Below are 26,288 nucleotides of genomic sequence, written 5' to 3' on the forward strand. Positions count from 1 at the left end.
TTTACTTTATCTAAAGGCTAGGGTAAACTTAAAATTTGAATTAACCACTAACTAAAAATTCATGAAAAAAAATCTATTTTCGATGTTAGTCCTATGTTTAATAGGATTACAGAGCGTTTTGGCTCAAAGTCGAGAGATTTCAGGGATCGTTACATCAGCTGATGATGGACTATCTATTCCTGGAGTTTCTGTAATTATTAAAGGTACCACTATCGGAACAACTACTGATTTTGATGGTAAGTACACAATTGCTACTGAAGAAGGACAAACTCTTGTTTTCTCTTTCGTTGGGATGAAAGCTACTGAACTAGCAGCTAATACTGATATCATTAATTTGGTAATGGAGTCTGAATCTATTGGTATGGATGAGGTTATGGTTGTTGCTTATGGAACAGTTAAAAAATCTACATTTACCGGTGCTGCTTCAGAAGTGAAAGCTGATGAGTTAGAAAATCTTGCTGTCCCAACTTTTACGGATGCATTGCAGGGTAGTTCTTCTGGTATTCAGGTGAATAGCGCTTCAGGAGATCCAGGGTCTGGTTCTACTATTCGTATTCGTGGAATTGGTTCATTAAACGCTGATGCAGGACCGTTATATGTAATTGATGGTATTATCATTAATAGTGGTAATGTATCTCAATTACATGATTCAAGTGATCCAAGTAGTGTTGCTGCAACTGATGTATTGTCTACTATTAATCCTTCGGATATCGCTTCGATGACCATTTTGAAGGATGCTTCTGCAACATCTATTTATGGAGCTCGTGCTGCTAATGGTGTTGTTCTTATTACAACTAAAAAAGGTAAGTCTGGTAAGGCTAACATTAGTTTTGATGCTAAATGGGGGATTTCAACTTTGCCAAACAAAGGATACGATCTTATGAGCTCAGAGCAATATTTCAAGCATTATTTTGATGCTTATAGAGCTACTGGTCTTTCTGTAAATGATTCAAATTCTAAAACAATTTCTGCATTATCAGGTAATAATCCTTATAATGTTGAAAACCCTCTAGGTAGCAATGGTCTTGCTGTTGATGGTGCTAAACTAGTTACTGATACTGACTGGATTGATGAAGTTTTCAGAACGGGTAAATCTCAGGAATATAACTTAAGTGCTTCAGGAGGTTCAGATAAGACTTCTTACTTTATATCTTTAGGTTACTCTAATCAAGAAGGTATTGTTGGAGGAACAGATTTCGAAAGAATTAGTACTCGTATTAACTTGGAAACTGAACTTTCAAAACGTATGAAGATAGGAACTAACACCTCTTTAACTTATACTGATCAGAATAGAGCTTCAGCTAGTACTTCAGGAGCTTCTTCTACACGTAATGCTCTTTTATATGGAAATGCAATTCCAGTATATGAGCAAGGTGCTAATGGAAAAGATGCTGTTGATGATAAAGGAAATAAAATCTACAACTTTAACAACCCTGTTAGTCAAGATTTTAATCCACTTTACACAGTAGATAATGATGTTTATAATACTAAGACTTACCGTGTATTGTCTGGTATCTATGGTGTTCTAAATCTTGATGATGTAGTAGATGGTTTAGAATTTAGAACTGATGAATCAATTGACTTTTACACTGTTGATGATAGTCAATTTTATAATCCTTTCCATGGTAATGGTCCTTCTGTAAACGGTCGTGGTTATGCTTATGCTACATGGAATTCTTACTGGACAACTTCAAACAAATTAACCTTTGATAAAACAATTGGTGATCATCATTTCAATGCTTTAGTTGGTTTTGAGGCTTCTGAAAATAGAACACGTGTTGTAGAAGCTCAGGCGACTCAATATGCTATTTATGGAGATGTTGTTCTTCCAGAACTTTCAAATGCTGCAAATTACGAAGCTGCAGGTTCATCTATAAACAAATGGTCTATGATGTCATATTTAGCACGTGTTAATTACGACTTGCTAAATAAATACTACGTATCTCTTTCATGGCGTAATGATGGATCAAGTCGTTTTGGTGCTGATAACCGTAAGGGTAATTTTTATTCAATTGGTGCTTCATGGCGTGCTTCAGAAGAAGATTTCATGGCTGATATCTCTTGGATAGATAACTTGAAAGTTAGAGGTAGTTTTGGTACTTCTGGTAATGATCAGGTTGGTTTATATAGTTTTAAAACTAACTTCTCTAGTTGGAATTATGATGGAAAAGCTGGTAACGCACTTTATTTACCTGGTAATCCTGCCTTAGGATGGGAGCAAAGTGCTGCATTAACAGTTGGTGTTGATTATACTGTGTTTGGAGGCAAATTGTCTGGTAGTCTTGAGTATTATTCTCGTAAGACTCAGGATCTTTTATATAAAACACCTATTTCTTTAGTTTCAGGGTTCCCAAGTGTAACAAAGAACTCAGCTGAGATGAAAAATTATGGTGTTGAAATGTCTGCTGATTACCGTGCTATCGATTCTGATGATTTCAAATGGGATGTTGCTGTTAATTTGACTTTCAACAAAAATGAAATTACATATCTTCCAGTTCCAAAACAGATCAATGGATCTAAAATTTGGACAGAAGGCGGAAGTATGCATGACTTCTATTTATTGAAATGGGCTGGTGTTGATGAAACAAATGGTTCTCCTCTTTGGTATAAGAAAGTTAAAAACGCTCAAGGCGAAGAGACTGGTGAACTAGAAACTACTAGTACACGTAACAGTGCTGATAAATTCAATGTAGGAAGTTCTCAACCAGTTGCTTATGGTGGAATTCAAAATGCTTTCACTTATAAGAATTGGACATTATCTGCTAACATCTACTTTAGTGTAGGAGGTAACATTCTTGATAACGTAGAAGCTGACTTATTGAATGACGGTAATAACCTTGGATATCAATTATCTACAAAACAATTAGATTCTTGGACTCCAGCGAATACAAAAACAAATGTTCCTGTATTTGTTCCTAACAATAGCAACAGCTCAAACTACAGTCTATCTGATAGATATTTGTATGATGCTACTTATGCTAAGTTAAAGGCAGTAACATTATCTCATAATTTCTCTAAAAACATTACCAACAAAATGGGTGTTTCTAGATTTTCAGTTTATGTGTCTGGGAATAACTTATTGACTTGGACTAAAGAAAGTGACTTTAAAGGATTTGATCCTGAAGTTGGTTTAGCTGGTAGAACAGGATATGTTACTCCAAATCCTCGTACAATTGTATTTGGTGTAAAATTAGGTTTTTAAGATAAAAAATAATCAAAATGAAAAATATATTAAAAAGCTTTATCGCTCTTTCTCTACTTGTCAATTTATCGGCTTGTAGTGATGAATTTTTAGAGCAAACACCTTCTGATCGACCATCAGAGGAGGTTCTTTTCAATTCAATTGGAGGGGCACAAGTTCATTTGAATGGAATTTATGCTCTTCAGAATGCCTCTAGTGCCGAAGGTACAGTAGCTTTTGTAGCTGCAGATATGTTAGGTGAGGATGCAACTCTTATTTCTAGTAATAACTATGGTCGTTTTAAAGATTTTTATAGATATAACTTTACCGTAACTAATGGTCGTGCTTATGACATCTTTCGTTATAATTATCGCACCATTGCTAACTGTAATTTGTTTTTAACTCAAATTGACGGTATTGAAGGTGATGCTGCAAATAAAAATGATTTAAAATCTCAGGCATTGGCTTTGAGAGCTTTCTCATATTTCAATTTAGTTCGTTGGTATGGTGAAACTGCTTTTACTAAGGATCCTGCCGGACGTGGAGTGCCAATTAATACAACTGTTAATGGTTTAGGTGGTTACGATATTCCACGTAGTACTGTTGGTGAAGTTTATACACAAATTGTTACTGATTTGGCAACTGCAGAAGCTAACGCGATTGAGTCTGATTATAAAGGATTTATCGATGCTAAAGGTATTGCTGCTCTTCAAGCTCGTGTGTGCCTGACAATGGGTGATTGGACTAATGCTTCAAAATATGCAAAGAAGGCCTATGCCGGATTTACTTTAATGAATGAAGAAGCTTACTTAAGTGGATTCAATTCGACTTCTACTGAAGTTATTTGGGAACAACGTTTTGTTGATTCTGATGTAAATACTTTCATGAGTATTCCTTCTTTTACATATACTTGTGGTGATATCACTTATACAGATACTAAAGGATTAGCTGTAGCTGATGCTGATGATAAATTTGGTGATGGTGTAGTAGATTATAAAGATCTAAACCCAAAAACCAGAGGTGATGTATTTGTTTATGGTTATAATTCTTTGAGAGTAACACGTGGTCTTATTAATTTATTTTCTGATTCTGATATAAGAAAGAAAATGTTCCCACGTAGTATCACTCCTGAAGGTGATGTTATCCTTAATGAGGATGGTGATATAGCTTATGCTCAGTTTCACACAACTGATGGTTATTTAACAACTAAATTTAACAGTGCTAATCCTTCTGCATTAGGAACAGGTGATTTCCCAAGAATCAGAGCTACTGAGATGTATTTAATCGAAGCTGAAGCTGAAGCAAACCTTGGAAACACTGCTGTTGCTCAAACTGCTTTATTAACTGTACAGGAACGCGCTGATGCTTCTGTTGTATCTGTTACTGAAACTGGTGCTGCTTTATTAGATAAAATTTATCTTGAACGTCGTAAAGAACTATTCTTTGAAGGTCACCGTTTCTTTGATCTTAAACGTTTAGACTTAGATTTAGATCGAACTGCATCTACTGTAGATCACTGGTCTGATTTTACTTCAATTAATGAACCTACTTCTGATGTTATTCGCAAGAATAGTGTTTCTAAGAAATTCTGTATGCCAATTCCTCAAAAAGAAATTGATGCTAATGAAGCTCTTACTGATGCTGATCAGAACGAAGCATATAAATAATATTTGCTTTATCATATTTAAAGGCTGCCCTCGGGTAGCCTTTTTTTGTATCTATATTCTAGTAAATTGCATAAAATATTATACTATTAAGACTCAAGTTCAATCCTAATTCAGAACAATGTGTTTAGTTGCATCATTGGTAAATTAAATTTGGTGATTTAGGATTGAAGGTTTAATCCTGATAAAGACCCAATCGGTTTAAATTTCATAGTTAATTAAAAAGAAAAAAAAGCTTAAAATCTTTTGTGTTTATACTGGCTTAGTCTAAGCTTTAAACCTGATGTGCAAACCTTTGCATTTTTCTTTAAAATTCTTTTTCATTTTCTTGCCTAAGTGGCGGTAATCATTACCTTTACCCACTGTTGTAGAACATGTGTATTAAGAACTGTTCTAAAACAGAAACCCAGCAAGTAGAGTTAAAAGCTTGGTTGAAAGTTTGTAAGGATTCATGATTTTTAGATAGGTTCTGTTTTTTTTGAAAGATTTTCATCCAATTCCCCATACTCTTGAGTGGAATTTGATGTTTGATAATTTTAGATTATTAATGTCGAATTATCGATAGTCTTTCTAGATGATCATTCCCAAAATATAGAATTTGACTCCAATTTTCATCCTACTCTTGACTTTACATCAATAAAACCAAACAACTTAACAAACTAAGAATTTAACTCAACGTTAAATCAAACAATCATGAGTCAAAAGACAAAGATTATTGAAAGAGAAGAGGTTGTTATTCGATTTTCGGGAGATTCCGGAGATGGTATGCAATTAACAGGAACTCAGTTTTCTGATACTTCAGCATTATTTGGGAATGATGTAGCAACATTCCCTGATTATCCAGCAGAAATTCGCGCCCCACAAGGTACAGTTGGTGGTGTATCTGGCTTCCAATTACATTTTGGGCATCAAGAAATTTATACGCCTGGTGATTATGCAGATGTATTAGTTGCGATGAATCCTGCGGCTTTAAAAGCCAATTTAAAGTGGGTGAAAGCGAGTGGTACTATCATTGTAAACGAGGATAGTTTTACGGCTAAGAACCTTGAAAAAGCAGGTTACGACTCAGATCCTTTATTGGATGATAAACTTGCCGACTATAATCTAATTAAGGCCAAGGTTACATCATTAACGCGTGAGTGTTTAATAGATTCAGAGCTTGATCAGAAATCTATTCTTCGAAGTAAGAATATGTTTACACTAGGTATGGTATATTGGATGTTTGATCGTCCATTTGAGCATACTGAGGAATTTATTGAAAAGAAATTTAAGAAATACCCTGCGGTTGTAGATGCAAACAAAAAGGTACTTCGTGCGGGATATAATTTTGCTAAAACAATTGAGGCTCTGCCTTATAATTACAGTGTAGCACCTGCTAAAATCCGTAAAGGAACATATAGAAACATTACAGGTAATAAAGCAACAGCTTGGGGATTGATGGCAGCAGCTGAGAGAGCTAATCTAGAGCTTTTCTGTGGTTCGTATCCTATTACTCCCGCTACTGAAATTCTTCAGGAATTAGCTGCGCGTAAAGATTTAGGCGTGAAAACGTTTCAGGCTGAAGATGAGATTGCAGGTATTTGTACTGCAATTGGAGCTAGTTTTGCTGGTGACTTTGCTGTAACCACGACTTCAGGTCCTGGTTTAGCACTGAAAACAGAAGCAGCTGGTCTGGCAGTTATGACTGAATTACCTCTTGTAATTGTAAACGTTCAGCGTGGTGGACCATCTACAGGTCTTCCAACAAAAACGGAGCAATCCGATTTACTTCAAGCTATTCATGGTCGAAGTGGTGAGTGTCCTATGCCTGTTATTGCAGCAAGTACACCATCTGACTGTTTCCACTATGCATTCGAAGCAGGTAGAATTGCACTTGAGCACATGACTCCTGTTATTCTATTAACTGATGGCTTTATTGCCAACGGAGCTGAGCCTTGGAGAATACCGAATATGTCTGATCTTCCAGAAATAATTGCACCTATAGCAAAAGAAGGAGATGATTTTCTGCCCTATGCTCGCGAAGAGAAACGATTAAGTCGTAAATGGGCTATCCCAGGTACAAAGGGACTAGAGCATCGTATTGGCGGTCTTGAAAAAATGGATGGTGATGGAACAGTATCATATGTGCCAGAAAACCACCAGGTGATGAGTGATATTCGCAAGAAAAGAGTTGAGCTTGTGGCTAATAATATTCCTGAACTTAAGGTGAAAGGAAATGAGGAAGCTGATGTTCTTGTAGTAGGATGGGGTGGTACATATGGTCACCTTACAACTGCAGTTCGTGAATTGCAAAAGGAAGAAAAATCCATTAGTCTGGCTCATTTCAATTATATTTTCCCACTTCCAAAAAATACAGCTGAGGTTTTCAGTTCTTATAAGAAAGTTATTGTGTGTGAATTGAACGATGGTCAATTTGCTGAATATCTAAGAAGCTCATTCCAGGATATTAAGTTTGAACAACACAATAAATTGATGGGATTACCATTCACTGTAGTGGAATTAAAAGAAAGATTTAACCAATTATTGGAGGAGATATAAGTCATGGCTGATACAGTATTAAACCAAACTAATATTAAGAAGCTTAGTGCTAAGGATTTTAAAAGTGATCAGGAAAATCGCTGGTGCCCGGGTTGTGGCGACCATGGTATATTAAATTCTGTTCAGAAAGCCATGGCTAACATGGAATTTAAGAAAGAAGACTACGCTGTAATTTCCGGTATTGGTTGTTCTTCCCGTTTTCCATATTATATGAACACGTATGGCTTTCATACCATTCACGGACGTGCTGCTGCAATTGCTTCAGGCGTTAAATGTGCCAATCCTAATCTTGAAGTACTACAGATATCTGGAGATGGTGATGCTTTAGCAATTGGTGGAAATCATTTCATTCATGCTGTACGTAGGAATATCGACATGACCATTCTTCTTTTCAATAATGAGATTTATGGTTTGACTAAAGGTCAATATTCTCCAACATCGAATCAAGGTATGGTGACAAAAACATCTCCCTTTGGATCAATTGAGGAACCTTTTAGGCCTGCTCAGTTGGCTCTAGGAGCTGGTTCAAAGTTTTATGCACGTTCTATCGATACAAGCATTAAATTGACAACAGCAGTTGTTCAGGCCGCTTCGGCTCATAAGGGAACATCTATTGTTGAAGTTCTTCAGAACTGTGTGATTTATAATGATGGTGCACACTCTATAATTACGGATAAAGCAACTAAAGAAGAATATCAGTTGATATTGGAACATGATAAACCAATGATCTTCGGTAAGGAGAAAAATAAGGGATTAATCATGGGATCTAATGGTAAGTTAGTTGTCGTTATTATTGGTGAGCATGGTATTTATGAAGAAGATGTTCTTGTTCACGATGCTCACTCTGAAGATCCACATATGCACTGGTTACTTTCCAGTATGATGGCTCCTGAATACCCTGTAGCTTTGGGTGTTATTCGTGATGTTGACGCAACTTCTTACGACGAGAAGATGGTGCAGCAGATCAAAGATGTTCAAGCACAAGCTACATTAAAATGTATGGATGACTTGCTTAATAGTGGAGACACTTGGACCGTTGACTAGTAGAATTCTAAAATTCATTGAATATAATCCTGTTTGGTACTATACCAAACAGGATTTTTTTTGTCAATTTCTCGTTTGACACCTTATTTATAAAGCATTTCTAACAAACAATTGTCAATTGTTTATTACTTTCATCCGTCAAATACAAATACAGAACGAACATGGAAGAGATTGCGATATCTAAAATTTATAAACGAAAAAAGAACGACAGAGATATTTTCCAGGAATTGATGCCATTTAAGGTCAAGGAAATTCTTCTTGTTGCGACTTATTACGATTCATATACGATTGTTAGGGAAGGTCAGTTCTCTGATAAAATTGTTGGAGAATACCTTCAGCTTAATTTATATACGGCACCACGATTCACTAGTGTAACCACCAATGAAGAAGCTCTTCAGGCTATGGACGAGCGCAATTTCGATATTGTGATTCTAATGGCTGGTCTCGATAAGGAATCTCCTATAAAGCTTAGTCAGGATATTAAAAAGAAACAGCCCGAACTACCCGTTTTAGTTTTGGTTAATAACAATAGTGACTTGGCTTATTTTGATAAGGCAGCTGATAAAATCAAAAACAATATCGAGAGGGTATTTGTTTGGAATGGCTCTACTAAGATCTTTATGGCCATGACCAAATACATTGAGGACAAGATGAACCTTGAGCCTGACTCTAAAATTGGTGATGTCCGGGTGATGTTATTGGTCGAAGACTCAGTCAAGTATTATTCTCGATATCTACCATTGTTATACACATCAGTTATGACTCAAACTCAGAAAGTTATTTCTGATGAAGATGATATTGATGAGATGCATAAAATTCTTAAAATGCGTGCAAGACCAAAGGTTATTTTGGTTAGTAGCTATGAGGATGCAGTTGACATTGTAGATAAATATCTTGAAAACTTACTTTGTGTGATTTCTGATGTGCGATTTGCTCGTGATGGGAAGCTGAATGATGATGCAGGAGTTGATTTGATTTCATATGTGCAGGATAAAAAAATGCGAATCCCATGCGTTATGCAATCTCATGATACGGATAATGCGATGCGTGCTTTCCAGGTAAATGCTGATTTTATCAATAAAAACAGTGATACATTAGCCTTAGATATTTTCAATTTTATTCACTTAAAACTGGGTTTTGGTGATTTCGTATTTAGAAATCAGAGCGGTACTCAGGTTGCAATGGCAAAATCACTTGAAGATTTTGAGGAAAAGTTAAAGTACGTGCCAGATGAATCATTATTATTTCACTCTAAGCGAAATGGAATTTCAACTTGGTTGATGGCTAGAGGAGAAATTAATATTGCAAAGAAACTTCGACGTTATCAAATTTCAGACTTTAAAACGGTTCGTGAATTACGTCAGTTTTGTTTGGATGTTTTTGAAGCTTCACGATTGAAACAATTGAGAGGTCGAATCATAAAATTTAGACCCAGTTTGGCTAACTCTAATCACTATGTCATTCGTCTAGGGAGAGGATCAGTTGGTGGAAAGGGGCGTGGATTGGCTTTCTTGAGTAATTTTACAGAAAATATCAGTTTCCAGAAGCTGATTAAAGATATCAATATTACCATTCCAAGAACAGCAATTATTGGGGTTGATGAATATGATAATTTTCTTGAAGTAAATAATCTAGTTGAGAAAATATATAATGAAAAGAACTACGAAGACATTAGGAAGCAATTTATAGAGGCTCAATTACCTGAGAAACTTCGTAAAAAGTTGCGTCAATACCTTGAGAAAATTGATAAGCCATTGGCTGTTCGCTCATCGGGATTGTTCGAAGATTCCTTGATGCAACCATTTGCTGGTGTATATGCAACCTATCTTCTTCCAAATAATGATCCAGATTTTGAAGTTCGTTTTGAACATTTGGTAACAGCTATCAAAATGGTGTATTCTTCAATTTTCACACCTGAAGCTAAGGCTTATTTTTCTGCAGTTGATTATAAGATTGAAGAAGAAAAAATGGCTGTGATTCTTCAAGAAGTTGTTGGTCAGGAACACAATGGTAAATTCTATCCAAACATTAGTGGTGTTGCACAATCATACAATTACTATCCATTCTCATATATGAAACCCGAAGATGGTTTTGCCGTTTTAGGTATAGGTTTGGGTAAATATGTTGTTGGTGGTGAGAAAACACACCGTTTCTGTCCTGAACATCCAAAATTACAGTTGGCATCCATTCAAGATCAGGTGAAAGATTCGCAGAATTATTTCTATGCGATCAATATGGAATCTGATAAGTTAAATTTGCTTGAAGATGGAGAAGATGCAGCAACTATTAAATATGACCTTTCAGTAGCTGAAAAGGATGGTAATTTATTGCATTGTGCCTCAGTATATGATGGACGTAATGACAGAATTGAGCCAGATTTGAGTTTAAGAGGGCCACGAGTTGTTGATTTTGCCAATATTTTAAAATACAACCAAATTCCATTAGCTGAAACCTTAAGTATTCTTCTGAATATCTTCAAGCAAGCTATGGGAGCACCAATTGAAATTGAATTTGCAGTTGATCTTTCAAAGGGTAAAAATGGCTTGCCTACATTCAACTTACTTCAGATTAAACCTCTTATCCGTCAGGAAATGAGTGTTGAAATTGATATGAAAAAGGTGGATAAGGACAAGTTGGTTTTATTGGCTGATAAAGGAATGGGGAATGGTAAGATCGATCATGTCCGTGATGTTATTTTTATGGACTTGAGTAAATTTGATCGAATCAAAACCGAAGAAATGGCTCAAGAAATAGCTATTCTCAATCAGAAAATGAAAGAGCAAGACAGAGAGTATGTTTTGATTGGCCCAGGTCGCTGGGGAACAAAAGATAGATTTACTGGAATTCCAGTTCTTTGGTCTCAAATTTCTAATGCAAAAGTTATCGTTGAGCAGGGGCTTGAAGATTTCCCATTAGATGCTTCTCTAGGATCACACTTTTTCCACAATGTGACTTCGATGAATGTTGGCTACTTCTCTGTCAAATCAAATTTACCAACCAGTTTTGTGAAAGAAGATATTCTGAATAAGCAAGAACTCGTTGAGCATCTACATTATTTTAAGCATGTTCGTTTTGCTGAGCCATTAGAAATATTGATGGATGGTAAAAAACAAATTTCAGTTATTAGCTTTAAATAGTTAAGAACAGATTTATTTATATAAAAAAAGAGATCTCAAATAATTGAGATCTCTTTTTTTGTTTGATCCTAAGATCAATATTTTGGTTTATGCTTGGTATGAATCTACACCAGCAGTTTCCATTTTACGATCTACTTTCTTAACTAAACCTTGAATTACTTTACCAGGACCAACTTCAGTAAATGAGCTAGCACCGTCAGCCATCATGTTCATCATAGTTTGAGTAAAACGAACTGGAGCTGTTAACTGAGCAACAAGATTTTTCTTGATTTCTTCTGGATCAGTAACAGGTTTTGCATTTACGTTTTGGTAAACAGCACAAGTGGGCGTAGAAAAGTTTGTGTTTTTAATCGCTTCTTCAAGCTCTACACGTGCAGGCTCCATTAATGGAGAGTGGAATGCACCACCAACTTTTAGAGGTAAAGCACGTTTAGCACCCGCTTCTTTTAATTTCTCACAAGCAATTTCGATACCTTTCATGCTACCCGAAATTACTAACTGTCCAGGGCAGTTGAAGTTAGCAGGAACGACAATTTCTTCAATCTCAGCACAAATTTTCACAACAGTATCGTCATCAAGACCAATAATAGCTGCCATAGTTGAAGGCTCAACTTCACAAGCTTTCTGCATAGCAATAGCACGCTGAGAAACTAATTTTAATCCATCTTCGAAAGAAAGAGCACCATTAGCAACAAGAGCTGAAAATTCACCTAATGAGTGACCAGCAACCATTTCTGGTTTGAAATCATCACCTAAAGTTTTTGCTAAAATAACAGAGTGAAGAAAGATAGCTGGTTGAGTTACCTTAGTTTGTCTTAGATCTTCATCAGTTCCGTTAAACATTAGCTCAGTAATGTTGAAACCAAGAATTTCGTTGGCCTTGTCGAATAATTCTTTACCTAGTTCAGAGTTTTCGTATAGGTCTTTACCCATACCAACAAATTGGGCGCCTTGCCCAGGGAATACATATGCTTTCATAGCTTTCGATTAGTAATTGATACTTATCAATCGTTAATTAGTAATTATTAGTTCTTGTAGAGATCAGTCGAATAAATTCTTCGCGTGTAGCGACTTTTTCGAATGCTCCAGTAAAATCAGAAGTTGTTGTTGTTGCGTTTTGTTTTTGAACACCTCTCATAGACATGCACATGTGTGTTGCTTCAATTACAACTGCTACTCCAAGAGGTTTAAGCGTATCTTGAATACAATCTTTAATCTGCGTGGTTAACCTCTCTTGTACTTGTAATCGTCTAGCAAAAGCATCGACTACACGAGCAATTTTACTAAGTCCGGTTATAGTTCCATCAGGGATATATGCAACATGAGCTCTTCCTACAAAAGGAAGCATGTGATGTTCACACATCGAGTAAACTTCAATATCTTTAACAATCACCATTTGGCGATAATCTTCCTTAAACATTGCAGACTTCAATATTTCTTCAGGTTTTATATGGTAACCTTGAGTTAGAAATTGCATAGCCTTAGCGACTCTTAATGGAGTTTTTTGAAGTCCCTCTCGCTCCACATCTTCGCCCAGAAGTTCCAATACTTTATTGTAATGAAACATGAGTTGCTCAGTCGTTTCCTGGTTGAATTTTTCTATTTTTGTGAAACCTTTATTTTCCGTTTCGTTAGTTGAAAATTCCATCTTATATTTTGTGTTTAAATACTATCGTTCGATAAAATTCAATTGATATGCTTTTCTAATAGGTCTATCAATTTGTCAGCTTAAGCTTGCAAATTTAAGTATATTTTTTGTCGATTGAGCAAATTTAGGAAAGCTTTGTTATTGCTAAGTACTTGCATCTATGGATATTTTAATTGTTAGTCCCACTTTTATCTCCCTTCAAAAATTTATTAGTCAACTTCAATTGATTGATAATTATGGGAAAAACTATGCTCGATTTCAATTGGCTGAAAACGAATTTGATATTCTAATATCAGGTTATGGGGGTAGTATTGCTAGTCATTGGATAAATAAAGCCATTCAGCGAAAAAGCTACGACTTGGTTATTCATATAGGACGATCATTTGCGCTCAATGATAAATCTGAGCCTGGGAGCCTTGTAAATGTTATTGACGATTACTTTGGTGATATGGGCTTTACTTTTGATTCAGGCTTTCAATCATTTTTTGATTTCGATCTGATTCCTAAGAATGAAGTACCGTTTAAAAATGGTATTCTCGAAAATACGTCTGATTATTCCGAGATATTAACGTCCTTCAGAAAAGTAAGTGGTATGACTTGCAATACCATTCCTGCCAACCTATTTCAAATAGGAGAAATCTACATTAAGAATTATCCTGAGGTAATTAGTTCAGAAGGAGCAACCGTTTTATATGCTTGTTTAGAATCAAATATTGATCTTATTCAACTTTCATATGTGGTAGGAAAACTAGAAAGGGCTACTGATAGTTTGAATATTGATGATTTAGAAATTGATAATATTACTGATGTTCTTGAAGAACTCCTTGTTAAACTATACCAGTTTCAATTATTGAAAAGTTAAATCTACTTGAACTTTATCATGACTGCCTTTTTGAAGTAAAGAGCCTGGAATATACCTCTCGCAAGCATAAAGGATAACATGGCAATCCAAAGTCCATGGTTAAAAAGAATATCTTTTAGCGCCCAATAGACTGGTATAAAAATAAGAATGGTTGCAGCCATCATTGTCTTTCGCATATAAACAGAGGCTGTTGCTCCAATATAAATACCATCGTAAAGGAAGGATGCGAAACTCAATATAGGAAGTAGAATTAACCACTTTAGATAAGGATTAGCAGCACTCAGTGTTTCTGAATTATTGGTTAGCAATGAAAGAATCCAACTGCCACCCAAAGCATAAAATAGAGTGAAAATAAGACTAATTCCCGTTCCCCAGATAAACAAATATCGGACTGTAGTGAGAAAGTTTTTACGGTTCTGAGCCCCAACGAATCGTCCAACTAAGGCTTCGGCTGCGTAGGCAAATCCATCCATCAGATATGAAAAGATGAATAGAAATTGCAATAGGAGCGAATTGACTGCGAGAATTGTCTTGTTAGTGCTAGCTGATTCTGTTGTGAAAAATGTAAAGACAAAAATGATACAGAGGGTACGAATAAAGATATCCTTATTAATCAAGACAAAGTGTTTCAACTCTTTAATTTTCAGTAAGCCTTTGTTTGTCCAATATTTAAACAATCTGCGATAATGTCGCCAAATGAAAATGGAAGCCAGTATCAGTCCGCAATATTGAGCAATTACCGTACCTAGTGCTACACCTCTAGCATCGAGATTTAACTCATAAACAAAGAAGGCAGACAAACTGATGTTGATGATATTACAGATAATGGCTATCATCATTGGAATTTTAGAATTCTGCATGCCAATGAACCATCCTGTTAAGGCATATAATGAAATTGTTGCGGGTGCTGCCCATATTCGGATATTATAATAGGAGAGTGCTATGTTTTCAACTGAAGCTTCTGTATCGATATAGTTAAAGCTTAAAAGAGCAATTGGCTTTTGAAGTAACAATATGAGAATGCTACCAATAACTGCGACGAGCAATGCTCTTCCTAGTGATAGGATACTTTCGCTTAGGTTTCTAGCTCCGTAGGCCTGTGCTGTAATGCCACTGGTCCCCATTCGCAGAAATGCAAAACCCCAATATAGAAAGTTGAAAATGGTGCCACCTAAAGCAATCCCACCAATAAAATCTACTTCCCCTAAATGACCCATTAGTGCCAAGTCAACTATTCCTAGAAGAGGAATGGTGATGTTACTAATGATATTGGGTAAGGCGATATTTAATATTTTCTTATTCACTTCCTTTTTTTTGAGATTTAATTCGCTGCGAAATTACAGAATAGACTTGAGGTATTTCTTATTTGGAAGGGAAAATAGACCTAAGTTTCTTTAGTTAAGGCAATAAAAAAGGAAGAAAATTATGTGCTGTAATAAATAATGAAAAATAAAAGACAAATAAGTCTTAAAATATTTGGAAGAGATTTATTTATAATATAGATTTGTTTTGTTATTGAGAACGAGATTAAATAAAAATAGTCAAGCTTGATAATTTCTTTTACTGATTTAAACTGTTAGAATATGAGTTTTGAATTACCTAAATTACCGTATGCATATGATGCGCTAGAGCCACATATTGATGCTAGAACTATGGAGATTCACCATTCAAAGCATCATGCTGGATATACTAATAATTTAAATGCGGCAATTGCTGGTACTGATCTTGACGGAAAATGTATTGGTGAGATTCTTGCCAGTGTTTCGAGACAATCGGCTGCTATTAGAAATAATGGTGGTGGTTATTATAATCATGATTTGTTTTGGAAGTTAATGTCACCTAATGGAGGCGGAGAACCTACTGGAGAATTGCAAAAAGCTATTAACAATACTTTTGGTGGTTTTGAGCAGTTTAAGGAGAAATTTTCAAAAGCAGCTGCTACACGTTTTGGTTCAGGTTGGGCTTGGTTAGTTAAATTATCAGATGGTAGTTTGAAAATATGCTCTACACCTAATCAAGATAATCCATTAATGGATGATGCAGAAGTAAAAGGAACACCAATTTTAGGATTGGATGTATGGGAACATGCTTACTATTTAAAGTTTCAAAATAAAAGACCCGATTACATTTCAGAATTTTTTGAAGTCGTTAATTGGGAGGAAGCGTTAAAGCGCTTTCAGGATTAGTTTTGTTTATTGTTTTTTTGATTTTGGATCGACTTTCGAATTTATTCGAGAGTCGATCTTTTTTTTGCCTGATTCAAGATTTTTGATGAAATTAGAGTAAATCAAATAAACAAAATTATGAAACATGAACTTCCAAAATTACCTTATGCACTAGATGCATTAGAACCCCTTATTTCACAGCGGACACTTGAGTTTCATTACGGAAAACATCATCAGGCCTACGTCAATAATTTAAACAATTTGATTGAGGATACATCGTTCGAAAATGCCGAATTGGTTGATATTATTCTGAAATCAGATGGTGGAATTTTTAATAATGCAGCTCAAGTTTTTAATCATACCTTCTATTTTATGGCTCTTAAGCCTAGAGGAGGAGGAAAGCCTCGAAATAAATTGTACGATGCGATAGTTTATACCTTCGGGACGTTTGAAAAGTTTAAAGAAGAATTTTCGAAAGCTGGAGCAACTCTTTTTGGTTCAGGTTGGGTTTGGCTAGTTGCCGATACGAATAATAAACTTAGTATAGTGAGAACTCCAAATGCAGAGAATCCGCTTTGCGATAATTTAATGCCAATAATGACTCTTGATGTATGGGAGCATGCTTATTATCTGGATACTCAAAATGCCAGACCCAAGTATATTGAGAATTTTTGGGAGTTGATTGATTGGGAGTTGATAGAAAGTCGTTTTGAAAATTTATGATGCGTTTAATTTATGTTATAAACTGAGCTGTTACATATGTAGCAGCTTTTTTTATTTTAGATTTGTACTCACTTATAATAATTTTTAGTTAATTAGTTAGATCTTAGGATTAGCTAAATCAAGGGCTTACCTATTTCAAAGGATTTTCATTTAAAATGAATTTAACTATTGATGAAAAGTAATATATTCCCTATCTTAAAAAGAGAGTAAAGGAGATTTTTTTTCTGAGTAAAGTGTATCTAATCGATATTTTCAACCGTATAATAAGACAAGATTCAAATGTTAAAGGAATTAGTATTAAAAAATAGAAGTTACCGACGATTCTATCAAAACGAACTTATTGAGAAAGCTCAATTACGTCAGTGGATCGATTTAGCTCGATTAGGTGCCTCTGGTAGAAATGCCCAAAGTTTAAGATATGTGACTGTGACAGATCAAGAGTTGTGTCAACATATTTTTGATAATTTAGCATGGGCAGGTTATTTGAGTGATTGGAACGGACCTGTAGAGGGAGAGCAACCGGTGGCCTATGTTATCATGTTGAATGATGAACGATTGAGCAAAAATTACTTTAGTGATGATGGGATAGCGGTACAGAATTTGTTGCTAGGTGCTGTTGAAGATGGCTTTGGAGGATGTATTCTGAGAGCTTTTAAAGAAAAGAATCTTAGAGAATTATTAAAAGTATCTAATGACTATTCAATTATTCAGGTTGTCGCTCTGGGAAAGCCCAAAGAAGAAGTCGTTATTGAAGAAATGAAAAATGATGATATAAAGTATTGGAGAGACGAAAAAGGCGTACATCATGTGCCCAAACGGAAACTCGAAGATCTTGTTATAAATGAATTTTAGACTGAAATACCCTGCTTTATGAGAAAATTAATATTGTGTTGTGTTATAATTTTTACTTTCATTTTCGCGAAAGAAACCAAAGCTCAGAGATACAATCTGGATTCTATATTTTTTACAGGAGCTGTAATGGATCAGGTTGATTTGAAAGGATTGCCATATGCTCATTTTAGAGTAAACAAAGAACGAGGAGGTACGACTAATGAGTATGGAAGATTTTCTTTCTGGGTAAATTCTGGTGATACTATCCAATATTCATTTGTTGGTTATCATGATGTAAAAGTTATCGTGAGTGATAGTTTGAAACAGGATGATTATCTATTTGGGGTATTTCTTGCTAAGGATACGATTGCACTACAAGAGGTTTTAATTTTACCTCGATTTGGTGATTTTAAAGAAGCATTTATGAATGCTAAGGTAAATACGCCTGAATATGTGAGAGCAAAAAATAATGTCAATTCTGCAACTTATCAGGCTTTAACAACACGACCAACCACAATGGATGCTAAAGCAAATACTGATTTACTCATAAGGAATCATGTCGTAGCTATAGAAAACAAAAGGATGATTGCTCCTGAAATGACAGTTGGACTTAGTACGGCTCGAACCTTACCAGAGTTAAAGAGATTGAAACGAAAGAGGAAGATGAAAATCTCTGAATCAATTGTTACAGATTCTGAGATTAAAATTCTTCAGCAAATGTATAAATATGGCTTAAAAAAGGAATAAAAAAAGCGGTGAGAAATCACCGCTTTTTTGTTGTCTTATCCTCTGCTAAAAAGTGCTTTTATAATTAGCATGGCCATTTTCGGATTTTCTTTAAGCCTACGAGTTGAATACCCAAACCAATCTTTTCCAAATGGAACATATACTCTCATTTTGTGTCCTTTGTCAAGTATTGATTGTCTCAGTTCTGGTGTAACACCATATAGCATCTGAAATTCATATTTATCCTTAGGGACATTGTACTTTTCTATCAAATTATATGCTGGCTGAATTAAATTCTTATCATGAGTAGCTATACCAGGATAGATACCATTCTTAAGCATCAAATCAAGATCTTTGATGTAGTTCTCGTTGATTTCTTCATATTTCGTAAAAGCAACCTCAGCTGGCTCTACATAAATGCCCTTGCATAAGCGGTAGTTAAGTGCTGTTCCATTTTGCATATCCAACATGTTTTCCAAATCGGAAAAAGTACGTTTAAGATATGATTGTACTACTAAGCCTACATTTTTAGGAAATTCTTTTCTTAAACGTCTGAACATATCAATTTCATTATCCACACATGGTGAATCTTCCATGTCGATTCGTACGAAATTGTTGTATTCAGCAGCCTTGGCAACAACTGTTCTAATGTTCTCATAACAAACCTCAGGATCGATTAATAAACCGAAAAAGGTTGGCTTTACAGAATAGTTCCCATCAATCTTATTTTTTTCAAAAGCTTCGATAATATCCAGATACGCATCTCTATTTTCTGTCGCTTGGCTCAAATCTTCAATAAATTCACCTAAAAGATCGACAGTGACTTTTATACCTTGTGCATTTAAGTCAAGTGAGGCTTTTACCGCATCATCAATTGTTTCTCCAGCAATATATCTTTTAGAAAAAAGCCAAACTATTTTTTTAGGCATAAAAGGCAGAGTTGCTGCTATCAATTTATTAAACATCTCTTGTGGTTTTAAGGGTTAATCTTGGGTTTATTGTTGGCTAAATGTAAACATCATGAGAACTAAAAAGAATGACGTTTATCAGCAATTTCGATTGATTTTGAATAAGGGGTTATTTTTTACTATCAAATGAAAAATCTATCTCAGAAGTTTTTCCATTATCATTTAAAACTTATATTTGCTAGGCTTAATTTAAAACGCAGTAAAATTCAAGGTTTATAGCAATTTTGAATTGTCTAAATAAGTACCTAAAATCAATTAATATACGCTACTATTCGTTTAAGAAGAAAATTTCAAAAGAAATTACTTTAAGGGCAAATTTTCCTGATTTGACTTTGTCTTTTCAGGTTGGCAATTTAAAATCAAACTAGAAAAACATGAAAAATTTATCCATTGTTCTTAATGCAGTTTTAATTGTAGCTGTTGGAATTTTATTCTTTTTACATTTCTCAGGGGATAGTAAAACTGAAGTTAAAACCATTGCTGGAGAAGGTGCTGTTGTGTATGTAAACACTGATTCATTATTGTCGAGTTATAATTTTTCTGTCGATTTGAATGAGCAGTTTCTTAAGAAGCAAGAAGATTCTAGAACTGATTTTAATTTTAAAGCTCAAAAATTAGAAAAAGAGGCGGTTGACTTTCAACGTAAACTTCAAAACAAAGGTTTCTTAAACCGTGAGCGTGCAGAAAAAGCACAAAGAGACTTAATGGAAAAGAAACAAAACTTAGAGCAGCTTGACAGAAAGTTAAGTGCTGAGTTGATGGCTGAGCAAAATGGTAATTCTAAGCAATTATTTGATAGTGTTACAAATTATATGGAATTATATAATGCGAAGCATAAGTATAGCTTAATTATTAGCACAACTAAAGGGGGAACAGTTCTTCACTCTGCTAAAGGTTTAGATATTACTAAGGATATCATTGATGGTTTAAATGCCAGATATAAGAAATAAGCTTAAAAATTATTGAATAAAGGGGCAGAGGCTGATAGCTTTCTGCCCTTTTTTTATCTTTGTGGCTGTTGATGACTATTTATGTCAGCATAGAAAATATTACCAATTTAAAACTTACACAGCAGATTAATGAGTTTCGCAGATAAATATCTAAAAAAGCAACAAGTATTCCCTGATTACTTTAATAATGAAGTGCCCGATAATCTAGGATTAATTGTTACAATTCCTTGCTTTGATGAACCCGATTTAGTTTCAAGTTTAAAGGCTTTGTGGCTCTGTGATCGACCTGGCTTTAAAGTGGAAGTTATTGTTATCGTTAACTCGGGTGTACAAGTTTCAAGTGAAGTGTTAAGTCAGAATGCTAAAACGATTGCTGATGCTCAAGAGTGGATGTCTGCACATGAGGATGAAAAGTTGAAATTCTTTTTGATTGATCAGCCTAATTTACCGAAAAAAACTGCTGGCGTCGGATTAGCACGCAAAATAGCTATGGATGAGGCTGTGAGTCGTTTCAATAAAATTGGTAAATCTAATGGTATTATTACCGGTTACGATGCCGACTCATCATGTGATGCCAATTACTTTACAGAGATCGAAAAATTATTTAAAAAACATCCTAAGGCAAACGGAGCAAATATATTTTATGAGCATCCACTTGAAGGGGAGGAGTTTAGTGAATTAATCTACAATTCCATAGCTCAGTATGAATTGTATCTGCGCTATTATATGCTTGCCATGCGATTTACGGGGCACCCACATGCCTATCATACCGTCGGCTCTAGCTTTGCGGTTTCTGCCGAAGCATATATTAAACAAGGGGGGATGAATCGTCGTCAGGCTGGCGAAGATTTTTATTTCCTTCAAAAAATTATTGCTTTAGGTAAGTTCTATGAAATTACGCATACTCGAGTTATTCCATCACCTCGTACATCGGATCGGGTTCCTTTTGGAACAGGGAAAGCAATGTCTACTTTTGTGAACGAAGGTATTAGCAACTATAAAAACTACAATTATGCAGCTTTTAAGGATTTAAAAGTATTCTTTGATAGAGTAGATGATTTTTTTGGAGTAGACTATGATACATTTATTAATAAGTTGATAGTTGAATTGCCTGGGCCAGTTAGGAGTTATCTTAAGGAAGATGATTTCTTTGAATCTCTTGATGAAATCAATCGTAACTGTGCTTCAATTGATGCTTTTAGAAAGAAGTTCTTTGGAGCATTTAATGCTTTTAAAGTTCTAAAATATTTGAACAATGTTCATGAGCAATTTATGGAAGAAGAAAGTGTTATTGTAAGTGCTAAATTATTGCTTAAGGATTTGGGTATAGGTACTAAAGGTATCTATTCAGCAAAGGAATTACTTGAAATATATAGAGACTACGAGAAGACACATTAGGCTAAAAGAAGAGCATGGATTAATATCCATGCTTTATAGTTTTCAATTTATTGAAGAACAAAATTAATGGCTGTTGTGTAGGTAACTTGTACGGGAACACCTCTTTGTTTACCTGGAGAAAAAGCAGGTAAGTTTTTAATTACTCTAATCGCTTCTCGATCAAGATATGGGTCAATTCCTCTAAGAATTTCTACATTTTTAACCCGACCATTGCTTCCAACAACAAATTTTACAAACACACGGCCTGAAATTCCATTCTCTTGAGCAAGAACAGGATACCTGATACTTTTATGAATATGCTTATTTAGTTCAAAATTGCCTTCTGTCATAGTCTTGCAAATGTCAGGGCGGAAAATAGGCATCTCCTCAACCACAACAAAAATCTGCTCCTCATCCACAAGCTCCTTTTCCTCTGCCACTTCAGTTGGACGAATATCAAACTCTGTTTCCTGATTAATATCTTCTTCTTCTATTTCTAGATTAAGGTCTTCTTTCGAATCATTTTCAACGATGGTAATCACATCTTGTAGTCTGATTTTAACGGGGGGTTTTACCTTTGGTCTTTCGGGTTCTTGCCTGGTTATGGGAACAATTTCTTCTAATTCGGTAAGTTCTTGAGCATTGATGATAACGTCAGTATCTTTAATTTGAACTCGCCACTTAAACGCAATTAGTACTAGCAAAAGGGCTATCGCTAGTCCAACCTCAAAGAATAAACTCTTTTTCTTTTCTAGGTCTGCATTCTCTCGTTTTTTAGGTAACATGGCTAGGATCTCTTAAGTTTATATAATAATCTCAAATAAATCGTAATTCAGAGGTTAGGGTGTTATCAGTTTATAAAATGCGTCTACTTAATTATACGGTATGGTATTTTTTTAGTTTCAGATGAAAATAGACGTATTGGTATATACTGTAAAGTACAAAAAAAAGGAATAGTTTTCACTATTCCTTTTCAATTATTATAAAAATATCTTCATTTTTCTTTTTCATGAGATATTTTTCTCGAGCAAATTTCTCTAAGTTTTCTCGATTGGTTTTCAGCTCATGTATACTTTCTTTATCTTTTTTGATCTTTGTTAAAAAGTGCTTTTTTTCTTCGCTTAAAGCTTCAATCTTACTTTTATATTCTTTGCGTTCCCATATGGAGTGTTGATCGAAAAAGAACAACCAAAAGAAGAAGACCAGTAGACTAATGGAGAATTTGTTACTGATAGCCTTAATTAGAAGCGATTTAATTTTCGATTTATCCATTTTAATATTTTAGTTCTATTGGCTAAAATTAGTGAAAATATCTTTTTGTTAAGAGCTTGTTCCTAATTTTGTAAGTCAAAAAGAATAGATTGAGGGATTAATAACACAAAAGGACGTTGATTCTTACAATCAGCGTCCTTTTGTGTGAATTATTTAAATCTCTTATACTTTATAAATCGGAGTGAATTTATCTGGCTCACTTTCCCTCATTATGTCGTAAATAATTTCAAAAACATCTTCTGCATTAGGGTTTGAGAAATAATCACCATCTGTACCATACGCAGGACGATGATCCTTTGCAGTTATAGTGCGTGGCTCAGCATCTAGATGAAAATAAGCTTTTTGTTCTTCAAGAACTTTTTGCATCATAAAAGCAGTTGCTCCACCCGGAACATCTTCGTCGAAGAAAATCACTCGATTGGTTTTCTTCACCGATTTAACGATCATATGATTAACATCGAAAGGTAAAAGAGTTTGCACATCAATAAGTTCAACTGAAATATTAAATTCTTTAAGTTGTTTTACTGCATCTTCAGCAATCTTCACACAAGAGCCGTAAGTCACCAGGGTAATATCTGTACCTTCTTCTAAAACCTCGGGTATTCCAAGTGGAGTTTTGAACTCAGCAAGGTTATCAGGCATCTTCTCCTTTAATCGGTAGCCATTTAGTGGTTCAATTACCAAAGCTGGCTCATCTGCTTCCATAAGGGTGTTATATAAGCCTGCAGCCTTAGTCATATTACGTGGGACACAAACATGTATTCCTCGAATTGAATTGATGACCATACTCAAAGGAGAACCTGAATGCCAGATTCCTTCTAGACGGTGTCCTCGTGTACGAATTATTACTGGAGCCTTTTGTCCACCCTTAGTTCTGTATTGTAAGGTTGCCAAATCGTCACTCATTGTTTGTATCGCATACAAAAGGTAATCGAAATATTGAATCTCAGCGATTGGACGTAGACCACGCATAGCTAAACCAATCCCTTGTCCAAGAATTGTAGCCTCACGAATACCTGTGTCAGAAACTCTTAATTCGCCATACTTTTCTTGCATGCCTTCCATACTCTGGTTGACACCACCAATAAAACCAGTGTCTTCACCAAAAGTTAATAACAAGGGGTATTTACTGAAAAGCTGATCAAAATTGTCACGAAGGATTTCTCGACCAGTTACAATTTTAGAGCTATCGGAATAAATCGGTTTAACCGCAGGGATATTAGATATCTGCTTGTCTGTTTCGCTATATAAATGTGAACTGTAGCGTTCGTGATTTTCTTCAAGGGTGTCCTTCAACCACTGTTGAAGTTGAGATTTCAATGGTTTAAAGGTTGCACACGAACTGCAAATATGACGTAAAATCTTTTTTGCAGAACTGACATTATCTTTTCTAATTGGATGAATGACCTTTTTCAAATCATTAATAATTGCATCGATACGCTCCGTTTTTTTGCAATTACAAGCTGAAGCTTTTACCAATTCGACTAATTCATCACGTTCTTTCTTAACTGGCGTAATAAAGGTTTTCCAAGCTTGCTTTTTAGCTTCTTTTACGATGTTGATACTTTCTTCTTCAATAGGTACTAATTGCTCTTCTGTTGCGAGTTCCATATCAAGCACCCACTCACGCATTTTTTTGATAGGATCATATTCCAGTTCCCATTTAAGGCGTTCTTCAGTTTTGTAACGCTCGTGGGATCCAGAGGTAGAATGACCTTGTGGTTGAGTCATTTCCACAACATGGAATAATGTTGGAATATGCCCTTCTCGACATTTCGGTACACCTTCGGCATACATTTTACAAAGCTCCGGATAGTCCCATCCTTTAGCTTTATAAATATGATAACCATCACCATTCTCATCAATTTCAAAGCCTTTAAGAACTTCAGATATATTTGATTTGGTCGTTTGGTATTTGTTTGGAACTGAAATACCCCAACCGTCATCCCAGACACTCATTGCCATAGGAACTTTTAAAACACCGGCAGCATTTATTGTTTCCCAAAAATGACCTTCAGATGTACTTGAGTCACCAATGGTTCCAAAAGCGACTTCGTTTCCTTTGTCCGAGAATTCAGAGAAACCATGTAATTCTTTATTTTGTCTGAAAATTTTAGAAGCATACGCTAGACCCAAAAGGCGAGGCATTTGTCCTGCAGTAGGGGAGATGTCAGCTGATGAATTTTTTTGTTCAGTTAATACTTTCCAGCTTCCATCAGCATTCAAACTTCTTGAAGCATAGTGGTTATTCATTAAACGGCCACCATTTCCTGGATTCTTATCAAGTTGAGTCTCACCATATAGTTGTGCGAAGAATTCTTCAGGAGTTAGCATGCCAGCAGCTAGCATAAAGGTTTGGTCACGGTAATAACCAGATCGCCAATCACCATTTTTAAAGTTTTTGGCCATGGCAATTTGAGCAAGCTCTTTTCCATCTCCAAAAATTCCAAATTTAGCCTTACCAGTTAGAACCTCTTTTCTCCCTAATAGACTTAGTTGACGACTTATATTTGCAATTCGGTAATCTTCAAGGACTTCATTCTTGAAATCTTCGAATGAAATTTCCTTTTTAGTATTCTCCTTATATATTTCTGACATACTCACAATTAATAATGATTAATAACAATTAAAGATGTAAACGTTTGCGTTTAAACTAGTCCTTTATCATCCATTTTGTTAAGCCATACAAATTTAGGAAGATTTATTCTAAATAAGAAAGAAATATGATACTATTTAGGACTCCCTTGTCTTAAATGATTTGCATTGTGTTTGGGAAATGGTATTTTTGTAACAAATATAAATATCTAGGGACATGGTTTTAAAGCTCATTTTAGTTAGTGTTGTTATTTTAGGAATAGGGTTTATTGGTTTTGCTATTACGATTCTTCTCAAGAAAAATGGGCAGTTCCCAGAGACGCATATTGGGAAAACAGAATTTTTAAAGAAACAAGGAGTGACTTGTGCCACCTCACAAGATAAGCTTGAACAAGCTAAAGCTTATAAGAAAGGTCAGTATAGTAAAGAGACAATATTGGAGAAGGAAATCAGTAAACTATAGATAATTATTTGAGGTTTTTATTAAAAAAAAATAATTACTTAGCTTATTTTATGACAAACATTTCTGTTTTGGCTTAGGATATAAAATACAAAATCCCCATTCATTTTTGAGTGGGGATTTTTTTTGTCAAACCAATAAGTTCTA

20 protein-coding genes are annotated in these 26,288 nt (G+C 35.1%); 13 read left to right on the forward strand and 7 right to left on the reverse strand.

Annotation, left to right across the window (positions count from 1 at the left end; genetic code table 11):
* Positions 1-61 precede the first annotated feature (61 nt).
* The 5 genes from ACXR6G_RS10700 (at position 62) to ACXR6G_RS10720 (ending at position 11,564) form a co-directional block, all read left to right on the forward strand.
* Positions 62-3,202, forward strand: a complete 3,141-nt coding sequence (locus ACXR6G_RS10700; protein ID WP_458361420.1) for a SusC/RagA family TonB-linked outer membrane protein — start codon at positions 62-64, stop codon at positions 3,200-3,202.
* Between the two features lie 17 nt (positions 3,203-3,219).
* The gene (locus tag ACXR6G_RS10705; protein ID WP_458361421.1) at positions 3,220-4,848 is read left to right on the forward strand and encodes a RagB/SusD family nutrient uptake outer membrane protein; all 1,629 of its coding nucleotides are present in this window, start codon (positions 3,220-3,222) and stop codon (positions 4,846-4,848) included.
* A 690-nt stretch (positions 4,849-5,538) separates the two neighbouring features.
* Positions 5,539-7,383 (forward strand): 2-oxoacid:acceptor oxidoreductase subunit alpha, encoded by a 1,845-nt coding sequence (locus ACXR6G_RS10710; protein WP_458361422.1) that lies wholly within the window; start codon positions 5,539-5,541, stop codon positions 7,381-7,383.
* A gap of 3 nt (positions 7,384-7,386) precedes the next feature.
* Positions 7,387-8,427: a 2-oxoacid:ferredoxin oxidoreductase subunit beta gene (locus ACXR6G_RS10715; protein WP_458361423.1), complete on the forward strand. Its 1,041-nt coding sequence runs from the start codon at positions 7,387-7,389 to the stop codon at positions 8,425-8,427.
* A gap of 161 nt (positions 8,428-8,588) precedes the next feature.
* Positions 8,589-11,564: a PEP/pyruvate-binding domain-containing protein gene (locus ACXR6G_RS10720; RefSeq protein WP_458361424.1), complete on the forward strand. Its 2,976-nt coding sequence runs from the start codon at positions 8,589-8,591 to the stop codon at positions 11,562-11,564.
* An 87-nt stretch (positions 11,565-11,651) separates the two neighbouring features.
* Here the strand turns inward: ACXR6G_RS10720 and fabD are convergent, their stop codons facing one another.
* Together fabD and folE are read right to left on the reverse strand one after the other, a co-directional pair.
* Positions 11,652-12,542: an ACP S-malonyltransferase gene (fabD, locus tag ACXR6G_RS10725; protein WP_458361425.1), complete on the reverse strand. Its 891-nt coding sequence runs from the start codon at positions 12,540-12,542 to the stop codon at positions 11,652-11,654.
* Between the two features lie 37 nt (positions 12,543-12,579).
* On the reverse strand, positions 12,580-13,212 hold the full coding sequence (gene folE, locus ACXR6G_RS10730; RefSeq protein ID WP_458361426.1) for a GTP cyclohydrolase I FolE: 633 nt from the start codon (positions 13,210-13,212) through the stop codon (positions 12,580-12,582).
* 160 nt (positions 13,213-13,372) lie between these two features.
* On the opposite strand from folE, the gene ACXR6G_RS10735 reads away from it, so the two are divergent.
* Entirely contained in the window at positions 13,373-14,074 is a 702-nt protein-coding gene (locus ACXR6G_RS10735) for a hypothetical protein (protein WP_458361427.1), read from the forward strand.
* Positions 14,075-14,076: 2 nt separating this feature from the next.
* Here the strand turns inward: ACXR6G_RS10735 and ACXR6G_RS10740 are convergent, their stop codons facing one another.
* Complete coding sequence (locus ACXR6G_RS10740; protein WP_458361428.1) at positions 14,077-15,378, reverse strand: MATE family efflux transporter; 1,302 nt, start codon at positions 15,376-15,378, stop codon at positions 14,077-14,079.
* Positions 15,379-15,657: 279 nt separating this feature from the next.
* Between ACXR6G_RS10740 and ACXR6G_RS10745 the strand changes: the two genes are divergently transcribed.
* The 4 genes from ACXR6G_RS10745 (at position 15,658) to ACXR6G_RS10760 (ending at position 18,540) form a co-directional block, all read left to right on the forward strand.
* Positions 15,658-16,260: a superoxide dismutase gene (locus tag ACXR6G_RS10745; protein ID WP_458361429.1), complete on the forward strand. Its 603-nt coding sequence runs from the start codon at positions 15,658-15,660 to the stop codon at positions 16,258-16,260.
* A gap of 117 nt (positions 16,261-16,377) precedes the next feature.
* On the forward strand, positions 16,378-16,962 hold the full coding sequence (locus ACXR6G_RS10750; protein WP_458361430.1) for a superoxide dismutase: 585 nt from the start codon (positions 16,378-16,380) through the stop codon (positions 16,960-16,962).
* A 279-nt stretch (positions 16,963-17,241) separates the two neighbouring features.
* On the forward strand, positions 17,242-17,814 hold the full coding sequence (locus tag ACXR6G_RS10755; protein ID WP_458361431.1) for a nitroreductase family protein: 573 nt from the start codon (positions 17,242-17,244) through the stop codon (positions 17,812-17,814).
* A gap of 18 nt (positions 17,815-17,832) precedes the next feature.
* Positions 17,833-18,540 (forward strand): carboxypeptidase-like regulatory domain-containing protein, encoded by a 708-nt coding sequence (locus ACXR6G_RS10760; RefSeq protein ID WP_458361432.1) that lies wholly within the window; start codon positions 17,833-17,835, stop codon positions 18,538-18,540.
* Positions 18,541-18,575: 35 nt separating this feature from the next.
* Here the strand turns inward: ACXR6G_RS10760 and ACXR6G_RS10765 are convergent, their stop codons facing one another.
* Positions 18,576-19,484 (reverse strand): proline dehydrogenase family protein, encoded by a 909-nt coding sequence (locus ACXR6G_RS10765; protein ID WP_458361433.1) that lies wholly within the window; start codon positions 19,482-19,484, stop codon positions 18,576-18,578.
* 377 nt (positions 19,485-19,861) lie between these two features.
* Here ACXR6G_RS10765 and ACXR6G_RS10770 point away from each other — a divergent pair, with 377 nt between their 5' ends.
* Together ACXR6G_RS10770 and ACXR6G_RS10775 are read left to right on the forward strand one after the other, a co-directional pair.
* Positions 19,862-20,437, forward strand: a complete 576-nt coding sequence (locus ACXR6G_RS10770; RefSeq protein ID WP_458361434.1) for an OmpH family outer membrane protein — start codon at positions 19,862-19,864, stop codon at positions 20,435-20,437.
* Between the two features lie 129 nt (positions 20,438-20,566).
* Positions 20,567-21,835: a glycosyltransferase gene (locus ACXR6G_RS10775; protein ID WP_458361435.1), complete on the forward strand. Its 1,269-nt coding sequence runs from the start codon at positions 20,567-20,569 to the stop codon at positions 21,833-21,835.
* 47 nt (positions 21,836-21,882) lie between these two features.
* Here the strand turns inward: ACXR6G_RS10775 and ACXR6G_RS10780 are convergent, their stop codons facing one another.
* The 3 genes from ACXR6G_RS10780 to ACXR6G_RS10790 form a co-directional block, all read right to left on the reverse strand.
* The gene (locus ACXR6G_RS10780; RefSeq protein WP_458361436.1) at positions 21,883-22,599 is read right to left on the reverse strand and encodes an energy transducer TonB; all 717 of its coding nucleotides are present in this window, start codon (positions 22,597-22,599) and stop codon (positions 21,883-21,885) included.
* Between the two features lie 178 nt (positions 22,600-22,777).
* A complete protein-coding gene (locus ACXR6G_RS10785; RefSeq protein WP_458361437.1) occupies positions 22,778-23,086 on the reverse strand; it encodes an FtsB family cell division protein in 309 nt (102 codons plus the stop codon).
* Positions 23,087-23,248: 162 nt separating this feature from the next.
* Positions 23,249-25,684 (reverse strand): alpha-ketoacid dehydrogenase subunit alpha/beta, encoded by a 2,436-nt coding sequence (locus ACXR6G_RS10790; RefSeq protein WP_458361438.1) that lies wholly within the window; start codon positions 25,682-25,684, stop codon positions 23,249-23,251.
* Between the two features lie 214 nt (positions 25,685-25,898).
* On the opposite strand from ACXR6G_RS10790, the gene ACXR6G_RS10795 reads away from it, so the two are divergent.
* Entirely contained in the window at positions 25,899-26,144 is a 246-nt protein-coding gene (locus ACXR6G_RS10795; RefSeq protein ID WP_458361439.1) for a hypothetical protein, read from the forward strand.
* The last annotated feature ends 144 nt before the right edge of the window (positions 26,145-26,288 follow it).

The organism is Ancylomarina sp. YFZ004 (assembly GCF_054254355.1).